18 protein-coding genes are annotated in these 22,550 nt (G+C 70.1%); 13 read left to right on the forward strand and 5 right to left on the reverse strand.

Going from position 1 to position 22,550, the window contains the following annotated elements:
• Positions 1-435 precede the first annotated feature (435 nt).
• Positions 436-1,392, forward strand: a complete 957-nt coding sequence (locus tag Strain318_RS13070; protein ID WP_367887922.1) for a DinB/UmuC family translesion DNA polymerase — start codon at positions 436-438, stop codon at positions 1,390-1,392.
• The gene (locus Strain318_RS13075; RefSeq protein ID WP_367886141.1) at positions 1,389-5,090 is read left to right on the forward strand and encodes a DNA polymerase III subunit alpha; all 3,702 of its coding nucleotides are present in this window, start codon (positions 1,389-1,391) and stop codon (positions 5,088-5,090) included. The genes Strain318_RS13070 and Strain318_RS13075 overlap by 4 nt, the downstream gene beginning before the upstream one ends.
• 46 nt (positions 5,091-5,136) lie before the next feature.
• Here Strain318_RS13075 and Strain318_RS13080 read toward each other — a convergent pair whose 3' ends face one another.
• The gene (locus Strain318_RS13080) at positions 5,137-5,628 is read right to left on the reverse strand and encodes a DUF456 family protein (protein ID WP_367886142.1); all 492 of its coding nucleotides are present in this window, start codon (positions 5,626-5,628) and stop codon (positions 5,137-5,139) included.
• Between the two features lie 124 nt (positions 5,629-5,752).
• On the opposite strand from Strain318_RS13080, the gene Strain318_RS13085 reads away from it, so the two are divergent.
• Both Strain318_RS13085 and Strain318_RS13090 read left to right on the forward strand, forming a co-directional pair.
• Positions 5,753-8,701 (forward strand): serine/threonine-protein kinase, encoded by a 2,949-nt coding sequence (locus Strain318_RS13085; RefSeq protein WP_367886143.1) that lies wholly within the window; start codon positions 5,753-5,755, stop codon positions 8,699-8,701.
• A gap of 6 nt (positions 8,702-8,707) precedes the next feature.
• The gene (locus Strain318_RS13090; protein WP_367886144.1) at positions 8,708-9,331 is read left to right on the forward strand and encodes an NAD(P)-dependent oxidoreductase; all 624 of its coding nucleotides are present in this window, start codon (positions 8,708-8,710) and stop codon (positions 9,329-9,331) included.
• A 73-nt stretch (positions 9,332-9,404) separates the two neighbouring features.
• Here the strand turns inward: Strain318_RS13090 and Strain318_RS13095 are convergent, their stop codons facing one another.
• On the reverse strand, positions 9,405-10,145 hold the full coding sequence (locus tag Strain318_RS13095) for an SDR family NAD(P)-dependent oxidoreductase (protein WP_367886145.1): 741 nt from the start codon (positions 10,143-10,145) through the stop codon (positions 9,405-9,407).
• A 107-nt stretch (positions 10,146-10,252) separates the two neighbouring features.
• Entirely contained in the window at positions 10,253-11,107 is an 855-nt protein-coding gene (locus Strain318_RS13100; protein WP_367886146.1) for a hydroxymethylglutaryl-CoA lyase, read from the reverse strand.
• A 44-nt stretch (positions 11,108-11,151) separates the two neighbouring features.
• Between Strain318_RS13100 and Strain318_RS13105 the strand changes: the two genes are divergently transcribed.
• The 4 genes from Strain318_RS13105 to Strain318_RS13120 are packed head-to-tail and all read left to right on the forward strand — an operon-like array spanning position 11,152 to position 15,880.
• Complete coding sequence (locus Strain318_RS13105; protein ID WP_367886147.1) at positions 11,152-12,093, forward strand: glutamate--tRNA ligase family protein; 942 nt, start codon at positions 11,152-11,154, stop codon at positions 12,091-12,093.
• Between the two features lie 49 nt (positions 12,094-12,142).
• Complete coding sequence (locus Strain318_RS13110) at positions 12,143-13,516, forward strand: high affinity choline transporter 1 (protein ID WP_367887960.1); 1,374 nt, start codon at positions 12,143-12,145, stop codon at positions 13,514-13,516.
• Positions 13,486-14,673 carry an NRAMP family divalent metal transporter gene (locus Strain318_RS13115; RefSeq protein WP_367886149.1) on the forward strand — a complete coding sequence of 396 codons (1,188 nt, stop codon included), beginning with the start codon at positions 13,486-13,488 and terminating at the stop codon, positions 14,671-14,673. Before Strain318_RS13110 ends, Strain318_RS13115 begins: the two co-directional genes overlap by 31 nt.
• Positions 14,674-14,731: 58 nt before the next feature.
• A complete protein-coding gene (locus Strain318_RS13120; RefSeq protein ID WP_367886150.1) occupies positions 14,732-15,880 on the forward strand; it encodes a pyridoxal phosphate-dependent aminotransferase in 1,149 nt (382 codons plus the stop codon).
• On the opposite strand, the gene Strain318_RS13125 is transcribed toward Strain318_RS13120, so the two are convergent.
• The gene (locus tag Strain318_RS13125; RefSeq protein WP_367887961.1) at positions 15,877-16,410 is read right to left on the reverse strand and encodes an Lrp/AsnC family transcriptional regulator; all 534 of its coding nucleotides are present in this window, start codon (positions 16,408-16,410) and stop codon (positions 15,877-15,879) included. The two genes, Strain318_RS13120 and Strain318_RS13125, sit on opposite strands and share 4 nt — an antisense overlap.
• Before the next feature lie 52 nt (positions 16,411-16,462).
• Here Strain318_RS13125 and Strain318_RS13130 point away from each other — a divergent pair, with 52 nt between their 5' ends.
• The 5 genes from Strain318_RS13130 (at position 16,463) to Strain318_RS13150 (ending at position 20,873) form a co-directional block, all read left to right on the forward strand.
• A complete protein-coding gene (locus Strain318_RS13130) occupies positions 16,463-17,683 on the forward strand; it encodes a trans-sulfuration enzyme family protein (protein ID WP_367886152.1) in 1,221 nt (406 codons plus the stop codon).
• Complete coding sequence (locus tag Strain318_RS13135; RefSeq protein WP_367886153.1) at positions 17,680-18,813, forward strand: NAD(P)/FAD-dependent oxidoreductase; 1,134 nt, start codon at positions 17,680-17,682, stop codon at positions 18,811-18,813. Before Strain318_RS13130 ends, Strain318_RS13135 begins: the two co-directional genes overlap by 4 nt.
• 23 nt (positions 18,814-18,836) lie before the next feature.
• Complete coding sequence (locus tag Strain318_RS13140; protein WP_367886154.1) at positions 18,837-19,400, forward strand: nucleoside deaminase; 564 nt, start codon at positions 18,837-18,839, stop codon at positions 19,398-19,400.
• Between the two features lie 45 nt (positions 19,401-19,445).
• Positions 19,446-19,835, forward strand: a complete 390-nt coding sequence (locus Strain318_RS13145; protein WP_367886155.1) for a hypothetical protein — start codon at positions 19,446-19,448, stop codon at positions 19,833-19,835.
• 96 nt (positions 19,836-19,931) lie between these two features.
• Entirely contained in the window at positions 19,932-20,873 is a 942-nt protein-coding gene (locus Strain318_RS13150) for an IS481 family transposase (protein WP_367886306.1), read from the forward strand.
• Positions 20,874-20,918: 45 nt separating this feature from the next.
• Here the strand turns inward: Strain318_RS13150 and Strain318_RS13155 are convergent, their stop codons facing one another.
• Positions 20,919-22,517 (reverse strand): mechanosensitive ion channel family protein, encoded by a 1,599-nt coding sequence (locus Strain318_RS13155; protein WP_367886157.1) that lies wholly within the window; start codon positions 22,515-22,517, stop codon positions 20,919-20,921.
• Between the last annotated feature and the right edge of the window lie 33 nt (positions 22,518-22,550).

Genomic DNA, 22,550 nt, shown 5'->3' on the forward strand with positions numbered 1-22,550 from the left:
GCGCGGCTGCGCACCGTGACCGTCGCCGCCGCGCGCAGCGGCGTGCGCACGGGCATGACCGTCGCCCAGGGCAAGTCCAAGTGCGCCGCGCTCGAGGTGCTGGCGTGGGACCAGGCGGCGATCGCGCGTGAAGTCGCCCGCGCGAGTGCCGCGTTCCTCGCGGCCTCGCCGCAGGTCAGCCCGCTGCGCGACGAACCCGGCACCTGGTGGATCGGCGCCGAAGGCTTCGAGGCCATCGGCGGCGAACGCGCGCTGGCCACGCAACTGCTCGCCTTGGCGCGCGTCTGGCATCCGCGCGCGCGCGTCGCCATCGCCGACAGTTGCGTCACCGCCTACGCCGCCACATGGAGCACGCGTGCCGCGAGCGAGCCGCTGCACGTCGCGCCAGGCGGCGACCGCGACTACCTCGCGCGCGTGCCGATCGCGCTCATTCCCATGGAGGGCGAGCTCCGCGAGGCGCTCACGGCCTTGGGCCTGCGCACGGCCGGATCGTTCGCGGCGCTCGACCCATTGGAAGTGGAACGCCGCTGGGGCAGCGACGGCCTGAGCGCCTGGCGACTCGCCTGCGCCGACGACGCGCGCCGCGCCACGCTCGCGCGCACGGACGATCCGCGGGTGATCGTCCACGAACTCGCGAGCAGCGCGCCCACGGTCGAGCCGGTGCTCTTCCTCGTGCGCGCCTCGCTCGACCGCTTGGTGCGCACGCTAGCCGCCGACGGACTCGCCGCCGCATCACTCAGCATCACGCTCACCCTCGACGACGGCCGGCGCGTCACGCGCGAGGTGCGGCCGGCACGGCCCATCGCCCGCGTCGTGCCGCTCTTCGAGCGCTGCCGTGCCGCACTCGACACCTGGACGCTCGAGGCGCCCGTTGCCGCGCTCGAGCTGCGCGTCAGTGAAACCGCGCCGTCGAGCGCCGAGCAGGGCGACCTGCTTGCCGCCGCGTGGCGCGATCCCTCGGCGGCCGAAGCCGCGCTCGCCCGACTGCGCACGACGCTCGGCGCCGGCGCAGTCGTGCGTCCCGTCGCGCGCGACTCGTATGCCCCGGAGCGCGCGGGAGGATGGGCCGAAGTGGAGCAAGCGGCGCGCGCCGTTCCGCTCGACGCGCTGCAGGCCACGTCCGTGAAGCCGTCGCCGGCGGCGCGGTTGCTCGAATCACCCGAACACATCGCGGTCGTCACCGACAAGCACGGCGTGCCCTTGCAAGTGTTCTGGAAGGGCCGTCGTCTCGCACTCTCCCGCGCCGTGGGCCCCGAGCGCCTGAGCGGCGAGTGGTGGCACGCAAAACCGTTCGCGCGCGACTACTGGCGCTGCGAGTGCGACGAACTCGGGCAGGACCTGCTCATCTACCGCGACAGCGGCGGCTGGCACCTGCAAGGCTGGTACGATTGAGCGGCTACGCCGAGCTGCATTGCCACTCGACGTTCTCGCTGCTCGACGGCGCCTCGGATCCCGAGCGCTTGGTCGAACGGGCGCTGGCGCTCGGGCTTGGCGCACTCGCGCTCACCGATCACGATGACGTGGGCGGCGCGGTGCGCTTCGCGACGGCGGCCAAGGAAGCGCAGCTCGCCGGCCTGCACGGCGCCGAGCTCACGGTGGACGTGCCGCTGCCGCCGGGATACGAGCGCGGCAGCGCGGCGATCCCGCATCGTGTCGTCGGCGAGGACGGCGTGCCGCGGCTGCGCACGCATCTCGTGCTGCTCTGCGAAACGCGCGAGGGCTGGGGCAACCTCTGCACGCTGATCACGCGCGCGCGGCTGGACCATCCGCGCGGCGAACCGCGCGTGACGCTCGACCAACTCGCGGGGCACACGGCGGGGCTGTACGCGCTGAGCGGGTGCCCGCGCGGCTGGCTGCCGCAACTGCTGGCGCTCGAGCGTGGTGCGAGCGCGGGAGCGCCGCCGCGCAGCGCCGTGCAGGCCGCCGGGCAGCTGGCCGAACTGTTTCCTGGCCGCTTCGCCATCGAATGCTGGGACCACGCGCTGCCCGAGGAGCGCGCCCTCGTCGCCGAACTCATTCCGCTCGCGCGCGCGCTGGGGCTGCCGTGGGTCGTCACCAACGACGTGCACTACGCGCTGCCGCAGGGCCGCTTGGGCCACGACGTCTTGAGCGCGCTGCGCCACGGCGCCACGCTCGATGAAATGGGCACGCGCCTCCGCCCCAACGGCGAGTGGCACCTCAAGGGCTACGCCCAGCTCGCCAAGCGCTGGAGCGGGCGTGAGGAAGGCCTCGCGCAGACACTCGCGATCGCCGAGCGCTGCGAGTTCCGCCTGGATGCGCTCAAGCCAAAGCTGCCGCACTTCCCGCTGCCGCCCGGCGTCAGCGAAGACGAGTACCTCGCACGCCTCGTGGAAGACGGCGCGCAGGAACGCTGGGGCTGGCGGCGCACCGCGCGGCACGACAAGCAGCTCGCGCATGAGCTCACGCTCATCGCCAAGCTCGGCTTGAGCGGCTACTTCCTCATCGTGTGGGACATCGTGCGTTTCGCGCGCCGCGAAGGCATCCTCTGCCAGGGCCGCGGCTCGGCGGCGAACAGCGCCGTGTGTTATTGCCTCGGCATCACGGCGGTGGATCCCATCAAGCTTGAGTTGTTGTTCGAGCGTTTTTTGAGCGAGGAGCGGGCCGAGGCGCCGGATATCGATATCGATTTCGCGCACCGCGAGCGCGAGCGCGTGCTGCAGTATGTGTACCAGCGCTACGGCCGCGAACACGCGGCGATGGTCTGCGAGCATATCACGTGGCGGGGCCGCAGCGCCGTGCGCGACGCGGCGCGCGTGTTGGGGTTCTCGCCCGAGCAGGCCGGCGTGCTCGCGAGCTTCAGCGATCGCTTCAGCGCCAAGAACACCGCTGCCGCGCTGCGGCTTGGCACGCCCGGCCACGCGCTCGACGAGGAGACCGCCAAGGCCGCACAGGAGTCCAATCCGTTCGCGCCCGAGCGTGCCGACGCGATGGGACCGGCGAACTACAGCAAGCGCGCCTTGGCGACACGCCCCGCGACGCTCGTGGACGCCGTCTCGAGCGACCTCGTGGTCGGCACCCACGCGAGCAACCTGATCAAGGCCTCGCGCGAGGAGCATCGCAAGCTGCGCGCCGTGCGCACCGGCGCGCCGGAGAGCGTGCGAGTAGCGGGGGCAGAAGAAGGGGAGGCCGCGAGGTCCGCCACAGCGAGGCGGCCGCAGGACCGCGCAGCGGTCCGAGAGCCTCGCGAGGACGGACCTCGCGGCCGACCCGACCCCGAGATGTCGTTGCTACAAAGAGCGAAGCTCGACCCAACCGACCCAAGGGTGCAAAAGCTCGCCGACATCGTCGAGCAGCTCGACGCCGCCCCGAGGCACCGAGGCATCCACGTCGGCGGCTTCGTCCTCACCGAGGAGCCGCTGCGCACCGTCGTCCCCATCGAGCCCGCGTCCATGGAAGACCGCACCGTCATCCAGTGGGAGAAGGACGACCTCGACCCCGTCGGCCTCGTGAAGATCGACTTGCTGGGGCTGGGCATGTTGACCGTGGTACAAGATTGCCTCGCCTACATCCGCCGCACGCGCGGCGTCACGTTGGACTTGGGCCAACTCGACTGCGCCGACCAAGCCGTCTACGACGACCTCTGCAAGGCGGATACGGTCGGCGTGTTCCAGGTCGAGAGCCGCGCACAGATGAACACGCTGCCGCGGCTCAAGCCGCGCTGCTTCTACGATCTCGTCGTGGAAGTCGCGCTCATCCGCCCCGGCCCCATCCAAGGCGCGATGGTGCATCCCTACCTGCGGCGTAAGGCGGGCCTCGAAGAGGTCACCTACCCGCATCCCTCGCTCGAACCCATCCTCAAGCGCACGCTCGGCGTGCCGCTGTTCCAAGAGCAGGGCATGCAGGTGGCGATCGCCGCCGCCGGCTTCACGCCCGGCGAGGCCGACCTCCTGCGCAAGGCGATGGGCCACAAGCGCAGTCGCGAGCGCATGGCCGACATCTGCCAGAAGATGATCGACGGCATGCGCGCGAACGGCATCCCCGAGGACATCGCGACGCGGATCTACAACCAGATCAACGCCTTCGCCGACTACGGATTCCCCGAGAGCCACGCCGCAAGCTTCGCGCTCATCGTCTACGCCAGCGCGTACCTGCGCCACTACTACGCGCCCGAGTTCCTCTGCGCCATGCTCAACGCGCAGCCGATGGGCTTCTACGCCCCCGGCACGCTCATCGAAGACGCCAAGCGCCACGGAGTGCAAGTGCGGCCCGTGGATATCACGCGCTCCCAATGGAACCACACGCTGGAACCGGGCGCCGGGCCCAAGGCCGCCCCCGCCGTACGCCTCGGCATCCGTTCCGTGCTCGGACTCGGCTCGATTGCCAAGCAGAAGATCGAGGCCGCACTGCTTCACCACGAAGGCGCGAAGGGCTCCGCGACCGCAGATGCCTCGGCAACGCACTCTCCCAACTCCCAACTTCCAACTCACCACTTCAGTTCTATCACGGACTTCGTCACGCGCACGAACCTCGACAAGCGGTCGCTGCGCGCCCTCGCCGAGTCCGGCGCCTTCGATGCCTACGTGCAAGACGAACCCCCCGCCCGCCGTCGCCGCGTAGCCTTATGGCGCGTCCTCGAAGCGCAACGCGAGGGCCCGGGCCCGCTCGCGCTCTTCCCCGAGTCCACCGTCCCCGCAGTGCTCCCGGGTTTCTCCGCGCCCGAACTCACCGAAGCCGACTATCGCCTCACCGGGCTCTCGCTCAACGGCCATCCCATGCGCCACGTGCGGCCATTGGTCGCACCCAACGGCGTGAAGTCCGCGCGCGAGATCCTGCAGATGCAGGACGGCGAGCCTGTCGCGCACGCGGGGCTGGTCATCTGCCGCCAGCGCCCCGGCACCGCCAAGGGTTTCGTGTTCCTCACCCTCGAGGACGAAACCGGCACCATCAACGTGGTCATCACGCCGCAGCGCTTCGAGGAGCAGGCCATGCTCATCTCACGCACACCGCTGCTGCTCGTGCGGGGCACGCTGCAGGTGGAATCGGGCGTCTACAACATCCGCGCCAGGGAGTTCATCGCACTCAACGCCAACGTGGGCGAGAAGGCGGTGAAGGGGCACAACTATCGCTGAGCGTCACACCGCCGCGCGATCGGCGTCCGGCGGCATCTCACGCGACTCAGGACCACGCCGCCGCGAGCACCAGCACGGCAATCACGATGCCGATCCCCAGCTTTGCGACGGTCGCCACGATGCGGCCAATGGTCGCCCCCCATGCCACGCGTTCCGCACCGCCGCCGATGCCGGTCACGCTGAGTTCCGCGACGAGCGCACCGAAGAACGTGCCGAGAAGCGCCCCCAACAGCGGACCGAACAACGGCACCGGAAACCCGACGATGGCCCCGGCGATGCCGCCGAGCAGCGCACCCCATGCCGCACGCTGGCTTCCGCCGTACTTGCGCGCATAGCGCGACGCCGTCACCCACTCGATGCCCTCGGCGATCAGCCCGAGCACGGCGCCGGCGACGATGGACCACCAGGCAACAGAACTCGACGGGTCGAGCAGCGCAGACGCGCCGGCGACGGCGAGGAAGATCCACGTGCCCGGCAGCCCGATGGCGGTGAGGAAGAACCCGGCGAGCGCGACCAGCGCAAGAGTCAGGAGCAGCATGTTCCCACTACTGCGAGGTCGCCCCTCGGGTTTCCCGCGTCCCGGCGAGCGCCCCAGCTGGACGGAACTGCGCCTCGGGCGCATCTTCTCCCGGTCGTCGCCCGTCTTCTCGCACTGTCCCCACGTGACTGACTCGATCCGAGCACGGCTCGACCGCGCGCTCCGCGCGACCCATAGCATCGAACGTGAGCTCGGCGGCGGTGGCATGGCCCGCGTCTTCGTCGCGACCGAGCGCGCCCTCGGGCGTCAGGTCGTCATCAAGACCCTGCCGGACGAAGGCTGGAGCGCCAGCGCCGCCCAGCGCTTCCACCGGGAGATCCTGACCGCGGCGCAGCTACAGCACGCCAACATCGTCCCCGTGCTCACGGCCGGCGACGCCGAGGGCATGCCGTACTTCACGATGCCGCTCATCGATGGCGCCACGCTGCGCGAGCGCATCGCACGTGGCCGCGTCCCGCTGAGCGAGGCCATCGGCATCCTGCGCGACGTGGCGCGCGCGCTGCACGCCGCGCACGCGCGCAACGTCGTGCACCGCGACATCAAGCCGGAGAACATCCTGCTGTCGGCCGGCGCCGCGCTTGTGTCGGATTTCGGTGTCGCCAAGGCGCTCTCCGTCGCCACGCAGGGGCCCGACGCCTCCGCGACGATGACTGCGATCGGTGTATCCGTCGGGACGCCGGCCTACATGTCGCCCGAGCAGGTCGCGGCGGATCCGTCGCTCGACCATCGCACCGACATCTACGCGTGGGGCGTGGTCGCGTACGAGCTGCTCGCCGGCCAGCGACCCTTCGCCGAGCTCTCGGGCACGGCCCTCATGAAGGCGCAGATGGGCACGATGCCCCCCGCGCTCAGCACGCAGGCTCCCACGGTACCGGCGGCGCTCGCGGCGCTTGTCATGCGCTGTCTCGCCAAGGAGCCGACCCAGCGCCCGCAGTCGGCGGCGGAACTGCTCGCCATCCTCGACCTCCCCTCGGGCGAGACCCAGGCCACGCGCGGACGGTCGGCACCGGTGCGACTCCTCGCTGGCGCGGTGGCCGCAGCGATCGTAGTCGCCGGGAGTTGGTGGTTCGTCACGCGCGGCAATGCCGCCGCGAGTGAGTCGACCATCGCCGTCGCCCCGTTCCGCGTCGGAGGCTTGGCACCAGAGGCGCGCTACCTCCGCGAAGGCCTCGGCGACATCATCGTACCGCAGCTGCAGACGCTGCCCGAGATCTCCGCGGCGGGCATGCGCGTGATGCTTGACCGGTGGCAGCGCATCGGCGGTGACGCGGAAGCGGATCTCGAGGACGCCGAGGCGTCGCGTGCCGCGATCGCGGCGGGCGCCGGTCGCCTGATCCTCGGTGACGTGGTGGGCACGCGCGAACGCCTGACCGTGAACGCACGGCTCATCCGCACGCGCGACGGGCGCGAGCTGGCGCGCGCACGCGTCGATGGCAGCGCCGACAGTGCATTCGCACTCGCCACGCGGCTCGTCACGACACTGCTGTCGATCAGCGACGGCGCAACGCGGGACCGCCTCCAGTCGGTACTCTCCGCGAACCCGGACGCCATCGCGCCGTACCTCGTCGGTGAACAGTTCTATCGCCGCGGCCGATACAGTGAGGCCGGCGAATCGTTCCTGGCGGCTTACAACGCAGATACGACCTTCGCAATCGCCGCACTCCGTATCGGACTGACCAACGGCTGGAGCCTTGCCAACCCAATTCCGGGACCCTGGGGCCGGCGTGCGTGGACTCACCGCGCCCGCTTGAGCGGTGCGGACTCGCTGCTCCTGCTCGCCGAGGTCGGCGAGACCTATCCACGGCCCATGCATATCCGCGAGCGCATCCGCTCCCTCGCGGCGTTGGCGGAGCGCAGCAACTCTGCCGAAGTGTGGTATGCGTACGCGGACTACCTGATTCACATCGGCGAGTCCGTGGACGAACCGAATGTCTACCAGCGGGCCTTGCGTGGCTTCGCCGAGGCGGAACGCATCGATTCAAGCTTCACGCCTGCGCTTGAGCACCAGGCGCACATTTATCTCGTGCTTGGCGACAGCGTCAACGCCCGGCGCGCGCACGCCAGGCAGGCGCGCCAGGATTCGACGGGTGATTTCTTCATGGTCAACGACTTCACGCTGCAGGTGGACCTCGGCAGCCTCGACGACCAGATGCGCGCGATCGAGCGCTTGGCACGCAGCCGGACGCCGGAGGATGTGGTGTACGCGGCGATGTTCTCGCATGTCGCGTTCGCCGGCCGGGGTGCGCGGATGGACATCACGGACTCTGCGCTCCACGTGTTGGAGCGCACCGTGAGGGGACAGCTCAGTTCGCTGAACGCCCGCGCCGTCCGCGAGATCTACTGGAACTCGGGACGTCCGAGCGGCGCCAGTGCGTACCCGATCGCGGACGGCGATACGTGGGGACACGTCGAGACGGTGTTGGCTGCCGTGATCTGGCAAGCGGATACGGCGATGGCGCGCAGCAGCGCGCGCGCGCTCGATGCCTGGACGCGCCGCGGGGCGACCACCGACCCCGATCCCCTCGTCGCGGCGGCGCAGTTCGCGTTGGCGCAGCGTGCGCTCGCCGCAGGCGACACCGCCGACGTCGAGCGCCGTCAGCGGGCGATTCGCAGCGCGGGAGCCGCGGCGACCCAACCGTGGCTCGCCAACACCCATCGCACACTCGATGCCGCCATCGGCGCCCAGCTGGCCGTGGCGCGCCGCAGCCCGACGGCGCGCGCGGCCGTGGAGACGCTCGACAGTCTGCTGCTCGACACCCCGAACCTCGAACGTCGCGGCGTCCGGACAACGGGCAACATGGTGCTTGCGTCGCTATGGGAACGACTGGGCGAGTCGCAGCTGGCGATCCGCGCCGCGAATCGCCGCGATGGCCAGAGTGGCTACAGCATGTATCACGCTGAACGCCTGCGCATCGTCGCGCGCTCCGCACGCGCGCTCGGTCAAGCCGACGTCGAGCGGGCCGCGCTTCAGGAGTTCGTCGACATGCGCGGCGTCGCTGAGCCAGCGCTCCAACCCGAAGTCGAACGCTTCCGCGCCCGCCTCGCGGAACTCAACGCGCAGGCTGCGCGCTAGTCGACTATGCACATCGCAGTCTTCGGCGGCACCGGCCGCGTCGGTGGTCGCTTCATTGAATACGCCCTCGCCGAGGGCCACACCGTGCGCGCCCTTGTGCGCGACCCGGCCAAGCTCGCCCCACGTCCCGGTCTCGACGTCATCGCCGGTGATGTCCTGAACCCCGCCGACGTCGAGCGCACCATCACCGGAGCCGACGCGGTCGTCTCCGGCCTTGGTGGCGCGGGAGTGAACGACCCCGGTGACGCACAGTCCCAGGGCATGCGCAACATCGTCGCGGCCATGCAAAAACTCGGGGTGCGCCGCGTCCTCGGCGTCGCCGGCGGCGGCATCCTCAACTCGGTCAACGGTGGCCTCCGCCACGACCAACCGAGCTTCCCCGACGTCTTCAAGAAGGTCAGCGCCAAGCACAAGGAAGCCTGGCTTGCGATGCGCGACTCGGGTCTCGACTGGACCATGGTCGCCACCGGTGACATCGTGCCCGGCGAACGCACGGGCGTCTATCGCACGCTCGAGGAGTTCCTGCCGGACGGCGGCCGCAAGATCAGCGTCGAGGACGTGGCCGACTTCCTCTTGATGGCGCTGCGCGAGCGCAAGCACCTGCAGAAACGCGTCGGCGCCGGCTACTAGGTTGCCCTAAGCAGCCGACGCCGACGCCGGACGAGCGGCGGGGCCGAGTCCCCCGGCCCGCACCCCACCAGGACTACTTGGCGACGTACCCGCCGTCCACCAGGTAGCTCGCGCCGGTCACAAACGACGCCTCGTCCGCTCCCAAGAAGCAGATCAGTGCTGCGACTTCCTCCGGAGTGCCCAACCGTGCGGCGGGATGCAGGGGCAGCACCGCCTCCTCCAACCCGGCGATCAACGGTGTCTTGATGAACGCGGGATTCACCGTGTTCACGCGGATGCCAAGCGGCGCGAGTTCGAGCGCCGCGGCCTTGGTCAGGCCGACCACGCCATGCTTGGCCGCGGTGTAGGCCACCGCGTGCTCGAAGGCGACGAGTCCGAGGATCGAACTCACGTTCACGATCGAGCCGCGGACCTTCGCGACCTTCATCACGCGGGCGGCATGCTTCACGCCGTAGAACACCCCGTCGAGATTGATCGACATCAGCTTGCGCCACGCCGCATCCTCGATGGTATCGACGGAGGTCTCGAGCCCGCCGATACCGGCGTTGTTCACCATGACGTCGAGCCGCCCGAACTCGGCGACCGCGCGATCCACGAGCGCCGCAACGTCGGACTCACTCGCGACGTCGGTGCGCAGCGCGACCGCGCGGCCCCCGGATTTGGAGATTTCCGCCGCGACCTGTGTCGCGCTCGCCAGGTTGATGTCGGACACCAGCACCGCCGCGCCCTCCGCCGCGAACCGCAGGGCCGCCGCCGCGCCGATGCCGCTGCCCGCTCCCGTCACTGCCGCGACCTTTCCCGTGAACCGTGCCATCTGCGCTCCGTTTGGAAGGCATCGGCAAGATCGCGCACGGCACGCCCCGGGAAAGTCGGGCGTGTTCACCAAGCAGTGTGAGGACTCTCCCTATCAGCCCACACCCGTCAGGGTGCAAGCAAACGGCGAACGGCCGCGCCCGCGGCCTGCACCGCCGCGAGATCCACGCCCGTCTCGTAGCCGCTGGCGGCAAGCATCGCGAGCACCGCCTCGGTCGCGACGTTCCCCGTCGCGCCTGGCGCGAACGGACATCCCCCCAGGCCTGCGGCACTCGCATCGATGCTGCGCACGCCAAGCGCGAGGCAGGCCTCGAGGTTCACGAGCGCCCGGCCGTAGGTGTCGTGGAAGTGCGCATTCACGCGCGTGGCGTCCGTCAGCGCCAGCACCGCCTCGAACACCGCACGCGTACGCTCGGGCGTGCCCACGCCGATGGTGTCGGCGATGGACAGCTCATCCACGCCGAGATCGAGTAGCCGCGCCGCCACGTCGCGCACCGCGGCCGGGGCAATGTCGCCTTCGTACGGACAGCCGAGGGCGCAGGACACGGTGCCCCGCACCTGCAGGCCGTTGGCCTTCGCCCGCGCGACCACCGGCCGGAACCGCTCGATCGATTCGGCGACCGAGCAGTTGATGTTCTTCTGCGAGAACGTTTCGCTGGCCGCGCCGAACACCACGATGCCATCGGGGCGTGTGGTTAGCGCGCGGTCGTATCCGCGCTCGTTCGGCACCAACACCGTGTACCGCGCGCCCGGACGGCGCGTGATCGCCGCCATCACCTGCTCGGCGTCCGCCAGCTGCGGAATCGCCTTGGGGCTCACGAAGCTCGTCACTTCGATGACCGGCACGCCGGCGGCGCTGAGCGCATCTACCAGCGCGACCTTGGCCGCGACGGGCAGCACGGCCTTCTCGTTCTGCAGCCCGTCGCGGGGCGAAACCTCGACGATGGTGACACGGGAGGGCATCCCGAAGCATAATGAAGGCGCATGCGACCCGTCTCCTTGCGCCCGTGATCCTCCGCGAAATCCCGCGCGGGTTCACCACGCGCTTCGCGCCCGCCCCCACGGGCCACCTGCACCTCGGACACATCGTCAACGCCGTCTGGGTGTGGGGCCTCGCGCGCGCCTACGACGGCCGTGTCATCCTGCGCCTCGAGGATCATGACCGCGGCCGCTGCCGGCCTGAGTACGAGCAGAGCATCCTCGACGACCTGGAGTGGCTCGGGCTCGACGGGGACATCGCGCCGATTGCGACGTTCCGCGCCGGCAGCACGCCGTTTCGCCAGCACGACAACGCGGCGCGCTACGCCAGGGCGCTCGCTGAGTTGGAGACGCGTGGGCTTGCCTATCCCTGCACCTGCTCGCGCAGCGACATCGACCGCGCCTGGGCCGAGGCTTGGTCGCGCGAACAGCCGGGCATCCCGCTGCTCGAGGGCGTGGAACCGCGCTACACCGGCACCTGCCGCCACCGCGGCATCGCCCCCGACGCCACGCCAGCGCGCCGCATCGTCATGGACGCGGATGACCCGGTCGTCTTCGACGACCTCCGCGACGGACGTCAGGTACAAGACCCGCAGCTGCAATGCGGCGACCTGCTCGCCCGCGATCGCCTCGGCAACTTCACATACCAGTTCTGCGTGACCGTCGACGACCTCGACCAAGGCGTGGACCTCGTGATCCGCGGCGAGGATCTACTCGACAGCACGGGCCGCCAGATCCTGCTCTCGCGCCTCCTGGGACGCGAGCGCGCGCCGGAGTTCCTGCACCATCGGCTGGTACGCCATCCCGACGGCCGCAAGCTGAGCAAGAGCGCCGGCGACACCGGCGTGCGCGAGCTGCGGGCGTTCGGCGCCACACCCGCGGCCGTGCTCGGGCGCGCCGCCCAGCTCGGCGGACTCCCGCATGACGGGGCCCCGATCGCCGCTACGGAACTCCACCGCCTGTTCCGCTGAGCGCCACGCGGCGCGAGATTGCGCCGATGCACGTCCCCCGCGTCCAGCCGTGACCGCGCCGCTCGTCGCACTCGCGCTCTTCCTCGTCCTGCAGCTCGGCATCGGCGTGTGGATCTCGCGCCGCATCGCCACCGAGGATGACTACCTCGTCGCCGGACGGCGGCTCGGGCCGCTGCTCGCGACGTTCTCGATCTTCGCGACATGGTTCGGCGCCGAGACGGTCATCGGCTCGGCGGGCGAGGCCTTCGCGCACGGCGTATCGCTCGGCTCCGCGGAGCCCTTCGGCTACGGACTCTGCCTCGTGCTGATGGGCCTCTTCCTCGCGCGCCCGCTGTGGAATCTCGGCATGACCACGCTCGCGGATCTCTACCGCGCGCGCTTCGGCATCCGCGTCGAACGCTTGGCCGCCGTGCTGCTGGTGCCGGCGTCCGTCCTCTGGGCGGCCGCGCAGATCCGGGCCTTCGGCAGCGTCGTCGCGCTGGTCGGCAACGTGCAGATCGAATCGGCCATCGGCATCGCCGCGCTCTTCGTGATCGCCTACACCACGTTCGGCGGATTGCTGGCCGACGCCTACACCGACGTGATCCAGGGCATCGTGCTCGCCGTCGGTCTCCTGCTCCTGCTCGGGGCAACCGTCGGGCATGTCGGAGGCGTCAGCGCCTCCTTCGCCGCCATCGCCGCATCGGACAAGGTGAACCTCACGCCGGCGGCCGCCGGGCCGTGGTACCTCACCCTCGAGGCGTGGGCGATTCCCGTCATCGGCTCGCTGACGACCACCGAAGTCGTCAGCCGCGTCATCGCCGCGCGCTCGGGAACCGTGGCGCGACGTGCCTCGCTCACGGCCGGCACGCTGTACATCGCATTGGGCCTCATCCCGATCGCCGTCGCGTTGCTGGCCACGCAGTTCATCGGGCCGCTGGCAGACGCGGAGGCCGTGTTGCCCGCGGTCGCGCGCGAGCTGCTGCCGCCGATCGCGTTCGCCGTGTTCGCCGGCGGCCTCGTCTCGGCGATTCTCTCGACCGTAGACTCCACCTTGCTCGTGTCGGCCGGCCTGCTGACGCACAACCTGATCGTGCCGCTTGGCAAGATCACGGACGAGCGCCGGAAGCTGTGGATCGCGCGCAGCGGCGTCATGGCCTTCGGTCTCGTCGCGTACCTGCTCGCGCTCTCGACCAGTGGTGTCCTCGCGCTCGTCGAGCAGGCATCGGCCCTCGGATCCACAGGGATCGTGGTCACCGTGCTGTTCGGGCTCTTCACGAAGCTTGGCTCGCCGCGCACCGCTGGGGCGACGCTCATCGTCGGCCTCGTGAGCTATGTTCTCGGCGTCACGGTCGGCGTCGAGACGCCCTTCCTCGCGTCGCTGGCCCTCTCGCTGCTCACCTGGGGACTCGGATGCACACTCGACGCACGGGCGTCCTCCTAGGCGCGGCGTTCCTGATGGCCACCTCGGCCATCGGGCCGGGGTTCCTCACGCAGACCGCCGTGTTCACCGAGCGGTTGGGTCCGAGTTTCGCGTTCGCGATCCTCATCAGCGTTCTCATCGACATCGTCGCGCAGGTCAGCATCTGGCGCGTGCTGACGATCTCCGGCAAGCGCGCCACCGACGTCGGCAACGCCGTCGCGCGAGGCCTCGGCACGCTGCTCGCGATCTTGGTGGCGCTCGGCGGCCTCGCGTTCAACATCGGCAACGTGGCCGGCACGGGGGTGGGTCTTGAAGCGGCGCTCGGCGTCCCGGTCACCATCGGTGCGGTGCTGAGCGCAGCGTTCGCCATCGCGATCTTCCTCATCCGCGAAGCCGGGAAGGTGATGGACCGCATGAGCGTCGTGCTCGGCGCGTGCCTCATCCTCCTGACGGTATACGTGGCGATCACGAGCCAGCCGCCGGTGGCCGAGGCGGCGCTGCGCAGCGTGTGGCCGACGCGCGTGGATGCCCTGAGCATCGTGACGATCGTCGGCGGCACGGTCGGTGGCTACATCACCTTTTCCGGCGCGCACCGCCTCGTCGACGCGGGGATCCACGGCCTCGGCGCCGTGCAGGAAGTCACGCGGACCGCCATCACGGCCATCTCCGCCGCCACGGTGATGCGCATCGTGCTGTTCCTCGCGGCGCTCGGCGTCGTGCACCAGGGCCTCGCGCTGGATCCGGCGAACCCACCGGGCTCCGTGTTCCGCCTCGCCACCGGGGCCGTGGGATACCGCCTGTTCGGCGTCGTGATGTGGACCGCCGCGGTGACGTCGCTCATCGGCGCCGCATACACGAGCGTGTCGTTCCTGCGCGACCTGCATCCCGCCATCGACCGGCACTGGCAGCGCGCGGTCATCGTGCTCATCGCGTTCTCGACGATCGTCTTCGTGCTCACGGGCCGTCCGGCGCGCACGATGGTCGTCGTGGGGACGCTCAACGGCCTCATTCTCCCGCTCGCCTTGGGGACCATGCTCGTCGCCGCCCACCGGACGGACATCATCGGCGCCTATCGCCAGCCTCGGTGGCTCACCGCGGGCGGTGCCGTCGCCGCGGTGGCGATGGCTATCGCCGGCGCATTCGTCGCGTGGCGAGACCTGCCTGGGCTGCTGCGTTAGCGCTTCCTCTCGACGCCGCTCCGGGCGTAGTTTCCCGCATCCCTCACCGGAGCCACCCGTGGCATTCTCGCGTCGTTCATTCGTCCGCGCTCTCGGCCTCGGCGGCACTGCCGCCCTCACCGCGCCGAGCTGGGTGGGCGCCCGTGGCCTCGAGTCGCTCGCCGGCAGCGGCGACCTCGTCGAGCTCGAGCGCACGCTGCAGGGCGGCGCGATCCGACTGATGAGCAACGAGAATCCCAACGGTCCCGTGCCCGCGGCGATTCGCGCGATGCAGGCCAGCTTCCATGAGGCGGCGTGGTACCCGGCCAGCACCGAAGGCCGTGTCCGCACGGCGCTTGCCCGTTCCTTCAACATGCCGGAGGAGCAGATCCTCCTCGGCTCGGGCTCCGGTGAGATCCTCAAGGTCGCCGTGCAGGCCTTCTGCTCGCCGACCAAGCATCTCGTCACCGCGATCCCGACCTTCGAGACGCCGACGGCCACCGCGCGCGGCTTGGGATTCCCCGTGCGGGAAGTGCCGCTCGACAGCCAACTGCGACTCGACCTCGACGGCATGCTGCGCGAGGTCCGCGGCGCTGGGCTGGTGTTCCTGTGTAATCCGAACAATCCGACGGGGCATGTGCACGGCAAGGCGGCCGTCGAACGCTTCATCACGGCCGTGCTGGCGGCGGACCCCGAAGTCGTCATCCTCGTCGACGAGGCGTATCACGAGTTCGTGGACGATCCCTCGTACGCAAGCGCGCTGCCGATCGTGGCGTCGCAGCCGCGCGTGTTCGTGTCGCGCACCTTCTCCAAGATCTACGGCCTCGCCGGTCTCCGCGTCGGCTACGCCTTCGGGCAGCCGGCCACGCTCGAGCGCATGGCGGCGCACCGCGTATCGAACGGCGTCGGCGCGCTGGCGCAGGTGGCCGCGGTCGCCGCACTCGCCGACACGGCGCAGATGGCCCGCGAGCAGCAACTGAACCGTGAGGCCCGCGCGTACACGGCCCGCGTCTTCACGGATCTCGGCTATCAGGTGATTCCCTCGCAGACCAACTTCGTGTTCGTCAACGTGCGGCGCGATGCGCTCGCCTTCCAGGCCGCCTGCCGCACGGAGGGGCTCATCGTCGGTCGCGCGTTCCCGCCGATGACGCAGTGGTCGCGCGTGTCCATCGGCACGATGGACGAGATGCGCCGGGCGGCGCCGGCGTTCCGGAAGCTGCTCGGCTAGGCGTCCGTCTGGCGTTCGGCGCGGCGCGGCTCCACCGCGCCGAACGCGACGCTCCGCCGGTGTGAGAAGATCAGATTCGTCTCGAGGTGCGCGACCTCCGTGCGCCCCGCGAACGCCGTCAGCACGAACTCCCGCAGGTGCGCCGCATCGTGCACCGCCACATGCACGAGATAGTCGTTGGCGCCCGCCACGTGGTGCCACGCGAGCACTTCCGGGAGCGTGGCAAGGTGCCGCTCGAACGCCGTGATGGCCGCGCGCACATGCTTCTCCAGTCTCACCGCGACCATCGCCTGCAGGGTGACGCCGAAGGCCCCCAGCGCCACGTCGGCGTGATAGCCGCGCAGCACCCCTCCCTGTTCCAGCCGCCGCACCCGCGCCAGGCAGCTCGACGGCGACAGCCCCACCTTGGCCGCGAGCTCCTTATTCGACAACCGCGCATTGTGCTGCAAGTGCGCGAGAATCAGGCGATCCGTGCGGTCGAGGGTCGCAATTAGCCCTTCTGACAGAATCTTCTGCGGCAATTGTCGCATCCTGTGTGATTTCCTGCTGAATTGTACATAGAATCCGCACAGGAGACGAGCCGTGCCCCCATCCTTCGCCACCCGCGCCGTCCACGCCGGACGCGCCGACTTTACCGACCTCGGCGTCCACGCCCCGCCGCTCGATCTCAGCTCCACGTATCCGACACCGGATCTCGCCGCGGCCGCCGCCTCCTACGACGCGCTCGCCGGTGGCGACGCCCCTCGTGGCAATGCCGTCTATTCCCGGCTCTTCAATCCGACCACCGACCGCGCCGAACGCGCGATCGCCGAGCTCGAAGGCGCCGAGGATGCCGCCGCGTTCGCCTCGGGCATGGCCGCCATCGCCGCGGTGCTGCTGGACGCGCGACAGCGTGGCCGGCATGTCGTCGCGGTGCGACCCCTGTACGGCGGCACCGACCACCTATTGGCCAGCAACACGTTCGACCTTGACGTGTCGTGGGTGGCCGCCGCGGAGATCGCCACGGCCGTGCGCGCGGATACCTCGCTCGTCTATATCGAGACGCCTGCGAACCCCACGCTCGACCTCGTCGACATCGCCGACGTCGTGCGCCAAGCGGGGCACGTGCCCGTCTGCGTGGATTCCACCTTCGCGACGCCGGTCCTGCAGCGGCCGCTGGCGCACGGTGCGGCCCTCGTGCTGCATTCGGCGACCAAGTTCCTCGGCGGCCACGGCGATGTGCTTGCCGGCGTCGTCGCCGGGCCGCACGCGCACATCGCGCGGCTCAAGCACCTCCGCGCCATCACCGGTGGCGTGCTGCATCCTCTCGCCAGCTACCTCCTGCACCGCGGCCTGCCCACGCTGGAACTGCGCGTGTTGCGCATGCAGCAGACGGCCGACATCCTCGCGACGCGTCTCGCCGAGTCGCCGCGCGTCCAGCGCGTGTTCTATCCGGGCATGCCCGGCCAGGATCCCCGCGGCCTGATCGGTCGCCAGATGGCCGGGCCCGGCAGCATCCTCAGCTTCACGCTCGTCGAGGACAGCGCCGATGCGATGCAGCGCTTCATCTCGCGACTGCGCCTCATCACGCCCGCCGTGAGCTTGGGCTCCACCGACACGCTCATCCAGCCGCCGGCCGCGCTGACGCACCGTGCGGTGGACCCCGCCGCACGCGCCGCCAGCCACATCACGCCGGGACTCGCACGGCTTTCCGTCGGACTCGAGTCGGCAGATGACCTCTGGCAGGACCTCGCGCAGGCCCTCGACGGCGTCGCGCGCGCCGCCCCCATCCACACGGGCGAGATGCTAGCTTCCACGGCGTGAACGCCATCGAAGCCCTCAACAAGCCCCGTTGGGACGATCACGACTGGGGGCCGCTGCCGCCGCTCACCCGCGACGCCGAGGCTGAGGTCTGTGTGATCGGCCTCGGTGGCACGGGACTCTCCTGCATCAGTGAGGCCCTGAACCTCGGCGCCACGTCCGTCATCGGCATCGACGCCGTGGACGTCGCCGCGGGCGCCGCCGGTCGCAACGGCGGCCTGCTCCTCGCGGGCCCGGTGGATTTCCATCACGATGCCGTCGAGCGGCACGGCGTGGAGCGCACGCTGGCCATCCACGCGCTCACGGAGCGTGAACTCGCGACGATCCAGCAGGAGACGCCGGGCATCGTCCGCGTCACCGGCTCGCTTCGCATCGCCGAGACCCCGGAGGAACTTGCCGATTGCGGGAGGCAGTTCACCGCGATGCGCGCCGATGGGCTCGCCGTGGAACACTACGACGGTCCCGAGGGCCGCGGACTGCTGTTCCCCCACGACGCCGTGTTCCATCCGCTGAAGCGAGCCCGTGCGCTCGCCACGGCGCTGCGTAGCCGCGGCGCGCAGCTCTACGGCCAGACCATCGCGCGCAGCATCGAGCCCGGCCGCGTGCGCACCGAGTCGGGCACGATCAGCGCCCGGCACGTCATCGTCTGCGTGGACGGCAAGCTCGAATGGCTGTTTCCGGAGTTGCTGGCCGAAGTGCGCACCGCGCGACTGCAGATGCTCGCGACCGCGCCCCAGCTGCCGATCAAGTACGACAGGCCCGTCTCGACGCGCTACGGCTTCGACTATTGGCAGCAGCTGGAGGACGGCAGCGTGCTCTTCGGCGGCGGCCGCGACAAGTTCGAGGCCGACGAGTGGACCACCGACGACGCGCCGGACGCGAAGGTGCAGGAGTACCTCGAGAAGCGCCTCCGCGAGCGGCTCGGCATCAGCACCGACATCACGCATCGTTGGGCCGCGTCGGTGGCGTTTACGGATTCTGGATTGCCGATCGCCCGCGAACTCGGTGGCGGCGTCTTCGTCGTTGGCGCCTACAGCGGGACCGGCAATCTCGTCGGCGCCGTCTGCGGACGCGGCGCCGCGCAGTTGGCGCTCACCGGCGAGAACACGCTGCTCGCACCCTTCCAGGACTGACCATGCGCTGGGAACGGCCACCCATGCTCGACGCCACCGTCTCGCTGCCGGCGTGGATCCGCGATGCGGTGGATTTCGACGCACGCTATGAGACGGACGAAGAGAAGATGCGGCTCGCCGTGCGCCTCGCCGACGCCAACGTCACGCATCGCACCGGCGGTCCTTTCGGCGCGGCCGTCTTCGAGCGCCGCAGCGGCCAGCTGATCAGCGTCGGCGTCAACTCGGTCGTGCGGCTCAACAACTGCACGCTGCACGCCGAGATGGTCGCATACCAACTCGCCCAGAAGCGCATCCAGAGCTACTCGCTCGGCGCCGAGGGGCACCCGGCGCACGAGCTGTTCACGAGCTGCGAGCCCTGCGCCATGTGCCTCGGCGCGACGCTCTGGAGCGGCGTCAGCCGCGTGGTGATCGCCGCCTCGCGCGACGACGCGATTGCCATCGGGTTTGACGAAGGCCCGGTGTTCGCGGAGAGCTACGGCTATCTGCGCGAGCGTGGCGTGGAGGTCGTGCCCGGCGTGCTGCGAGCCGAAGGCCGCGCCGTGTTGCAGCGCTACCAAGACCTTGGCGGTCCGGTCTACAACGGCTGACCTAGGCTAGCGGCACAGGGATTGTCTCGGCAGGGTATGCTCGTCATGCTGACTCGCCTCCTCTTGCTCCTGCTTGTTGCCGGCCTCGGCGGCTGCTACTTCCCCATCACGCGGGCGCACCCCACGCCGTTACCGTTCGCGCTCGAGTCGCTGGCGCGCGACACCACCATCGTTGGGGAGCTGCGCGTCACTCGGCTAGACGGGCACGACGTCATCTTCAAGGGCTACATGTTGCTCGGGCGCGACGGGGTGTCCGGCCGTGGACGCGCGACAGGCCCGCGCAGTCGAACCCGGTTCACACCCAGCGACTCAATCGTGCGCATCGTGACCGTGCGACGCGAAGTACGCGTGATTCCGACGGCGCTGGCCACCGCCGCGGCAAGCACGGCCGCGGTGCTTGCCGTCTGGGGCGCGATAGTCAGTCTCTTCACCTGACACCAGCCTAGGTGTCGGTTCTAAAGAGGTTGTTCACTGAGGCATAACTGAGGAAGCTGGAGGTGCGAGCCACCCAACCTTCAGCCAGAGGCCTCAGTGAACATCCACAACAATGCGCGATTGACCGCCTGGGGGCGAGCCGAGCTCGTCCGCCGGGTGGTCCTCGACGGCGAGCCGGTGCGCGCCGTCGCCGCGGCCCTCCACATCAGCCCGAGCACGGCTTACAAGTGGCTGCGCCGCTTCGCGGCCGGGGGCTGGGCGGCGCTGGCCGACCGCTCCTCGCGCCCGCATCGCTCGCCGACCGCCACGCGGCCGGCGCTCATCGAGCGGATTCTCCGCCTGCGCGCGACGCGGCTCACCGGGCCGGAGATCGCGGAGCGGCTCGGGCTCGCGGTCTCGACCGTGGGCCGGGTCCTCACGCGCGCGGGCCAGGGCCGGCTGAAGGGCCCGGGGGCGACGGGCGGGCCGCGCTACCAGCGCGAGACGCCCGGCGAGCTCGTGCATGTCGACACGAAGGCCCTCGATCGCTTCGTCACGGCGGGCCATCGCGCGCACGGCAACCGCTCGAAGGTCGGCCGCCGTCGGGGGCTCGGGCAGGACCATCTCCACGTCGCGGTCGACGACGCGACGCGGCTCGCGTACGCGGCGCTGCTACCGACACAGGACGCGGCGGCGTGCACCCGCTTCCTCGAGGCGGCGCGCCGCTGGTTTGCGCAGCTGGGCATCGCCGTCACCGGTGTGATGACCGACAACGCCAAGGCGTACACGAGCCACGCGGTGCAGGCCGCGCTGGCCGCGCACGGGATCCGGCACCTGCGCACCAAGCCCTACCGCCCGCAGACGAACGGCAAGGCGGAGCGCTTCATCCAGACCGCGCTCCGCCGCTGGGCCTACAAGAAGCCATACCGGACCTCGGCGCACCGCAACGCGGCGCTGCCCGACTTCCTAGATTGCTACAACGTCGAACGGCCGCACCGGTCGCTCGGCCGCGTCCCGCCGCTGCTCCACTTCCTCATGCAGCGTGAACAACGTCCTTAGAACCGACACCTAGGTGCGCCGGCGCACTGTGCTCACGGCGCCGGGCTATCGCGCGGTCGTGTCGGCCTTGACCACATGCACCGTCTGCGTCGGGAATGCGAACGCCGCCCCGTTGCCTTCGACGATCTCCATGATCTGGAGGAAGAGCCCCTCCCGAATCTCGCGGAACTCGTCGATGCCATCCGCGAGGATCCAGCAGAACATCTCGAAGTTCAGTGACGACGAAGCGAACTCGGAGAAACGCACCTGTACGCGGTCCGGCCAGGTCTTCGGATGCGCGCGCAGGCACTTCTCGATCTCATCGCGCAGCAGCCGCATCGTGGCAGCGCTCGTGCCGTACTCAACGCCGATGATCGCGCGGAGCAGGAAGCGGTCGCGCGGGGCGAAGTTCTCCGTGCGCGACTCCGCCAGCTGGCCATTCGGAACCGAAATGATGGTCCGCGCCAGCGTACGGATGCGCGTCGAGCGCAAGCCGATGGCTTCGACCTCGCCCTCCACGCCCCCGACGTTCACCCAGTCGCCGACGCGGAACGGTTGGTCCACACCGATGCTGACGGACCCGAAGAAGTGCTCCAGCGACTTCTGTGCACCCAGCGCCACGGCGATACCGCCGATGCCGAGGCCGGCGAGGATGGTCGCAACGGGGTAGCCGAACTGCGCCACGACCGTGAGCACGGCGATCACGAACACGATCAGCCGCGCGATGCGCGCGCCCAGCGGAATCAGCGAGCGCAGCGCGGGATGCCGCGCACCCCATTCCGAGATCGGAATCGTCTCCTGCAGCACCCCGATCGCCCGCAAGATCACCCAGAAGACCGCGACGGTGGCGATGGCCGCCTGCAGCTCGACGATGAACGCCTGCGCCGGCGCCGCCAGCGCGATCCACCGGAGCAGCACGCGGCTCGCCGCGACGCCCCAGAGCAGCGTCAGCGGACCCTTCGCCGCCGCAATCAGCTTGTCGTCGAACTCCGTATCGGTCTTCGCCGACAGCTTGCGCAGCGCCCGACGCGTCGGCCCCTGGAGCGCCCAGCCGATCAGCGCCGATGCGGGCAGCAGCACCAGCAACGCGATCCACTGCCAGTAGAGGATGTCGAACGGCCCCGGGTTCAGCATCCGCACCGGGATATGCTCGCGGATCCAATGGTCGGGCAGGTCGGCGTAGATCTGGTCGATCTCGTTGACCGTCGCCTGCGAAAAGCGCCAGCCGCGCTCGTCGCCACGCCCGCTGCGGGCGAGGCGGATCGCTACCTCCCGGCCGTCGGAGAGCTTGATGCTCCCGAGCAGCTCGCGGTCGGAGGGCAATCCGTCCTCGCGCTCGCCCTCCGCCACCGGCGACACCTTCTCGAGATCGAGCCACAGCCGCGAATCGAGTACGGCGACCAGCCGCCGCGCGAGTTCATCGGCGCGGCTGGTGTCGATACCCGGCGGGAGGTCGAGGAGCCGACCGGCTGCCGCGAAGTCGGCGCGGTGCGCCAAGTCCAGGAACCGCGCGACGGCGGCTCGGGGCGACGCCGAGTCGACGACGACCTGCGCCACCAGCTCGGTGTCGGGCGCGACGGCCGGCGCCGCCGGTCGCCCGAGGAGCTGGGCGGCCAGTGCGAGCGGCGTGAACAACAGGAGGAGGGCGGTGCGAATCGCGTGCATCTCCCAAACTCGGGCATAGGAACCAGCGAAGCA

Origin of the sequence: Pseudogemmatithrix spongiicola (genome assembly GCF_030623445.1) — a bacterium.
GTDB lineage: Bacteria > Gemmatimonadota > Gemmatimonadetes > Gemmatimonadales > Gemmatimonadaceae > Pseudogemmatithrix > Pseudogemmatithrix spongiicola.

What these genes read in the sequence shown, in the direction of transcription:
- Strain318_RS13125 (WP_367887961.1), bottom strand. Translation starts at nt 16,410, where the DNA reads ATGCGACAATTGCCGCAGAAGATTCTGTCAGAAGGGCTAATTGCGACC.
- Strain318_RS13155 (WP_367886157.1), bottom strand. Translation starts at nt 22,517, where the DNA reads ATGCACGCGATTCGCACCGCCCTCCTCCTGTTGTTCACGCCGCTCGCA.
- Strain318_RS13115 (WP_367886149.1), top strand. Translation starts at nt 13,486, where the DNA reads ATGCACACTCGACGCACGGGCGTCCTCCTAGGCGCGGCGTTCCTGATG.
- Strain318_RS13090 (WP_367886144.1), top strand. Translation starts at nt 8,708, where the DNA reads ATGCACATCGCAGTCTTCGGCGGCACCGGCCGCGTCGGTGGTCGCTTC.
- Strain318_RS13095 (WP_367886145.1), bottom strand. Translation starts at nt 10,145, where the DNA reads ATGGCACGGTTCACGGGAAAGGTCGCGGCAGTGACGGGAGCGGGCAGC.
- Strain318_RS13100 (WP_367886146.1), bottom strand. Translation starts at nt 11,107, where the DNA reads ATGCCCTCCCGTGTCACCATCGTCGAGGTTTCGCCCCGCGACGGGCTG.
- Strain318_RS13070 (WP_367887922.1), top strand. Translation starts at nt 436, where the DNA reads ATGGAGGGCGAGCTCCGCGAGGCGCTCACGGCCTTGGGCCTGCGCACG.
- Strain318_RS13140 (WP_367886154.1), top strand. Translation starts at nt 18,837, where the DNA reads ATGCTCGACGCCACCGTCTCGCTGCCGGCGTGGATCCGCGATGCGGTG.
- Strain318_RS13080 (WP_367886142.1), bottom strand. Translation starts at nt 5,628, where the DNA reads ATGCTGCTCCTGACTCTTGCGCTGGTCGCGCTCGCCGGGTTCTTCCTC.
- Strain318_RS13145 (WP_367886155.1), top strand. Translation starts at nt 19,446, where the DNA reads ATGCTGACTCGCCTCCTCTTGCTCCTGCTTGTTGCCGGCCTCGGCGGC.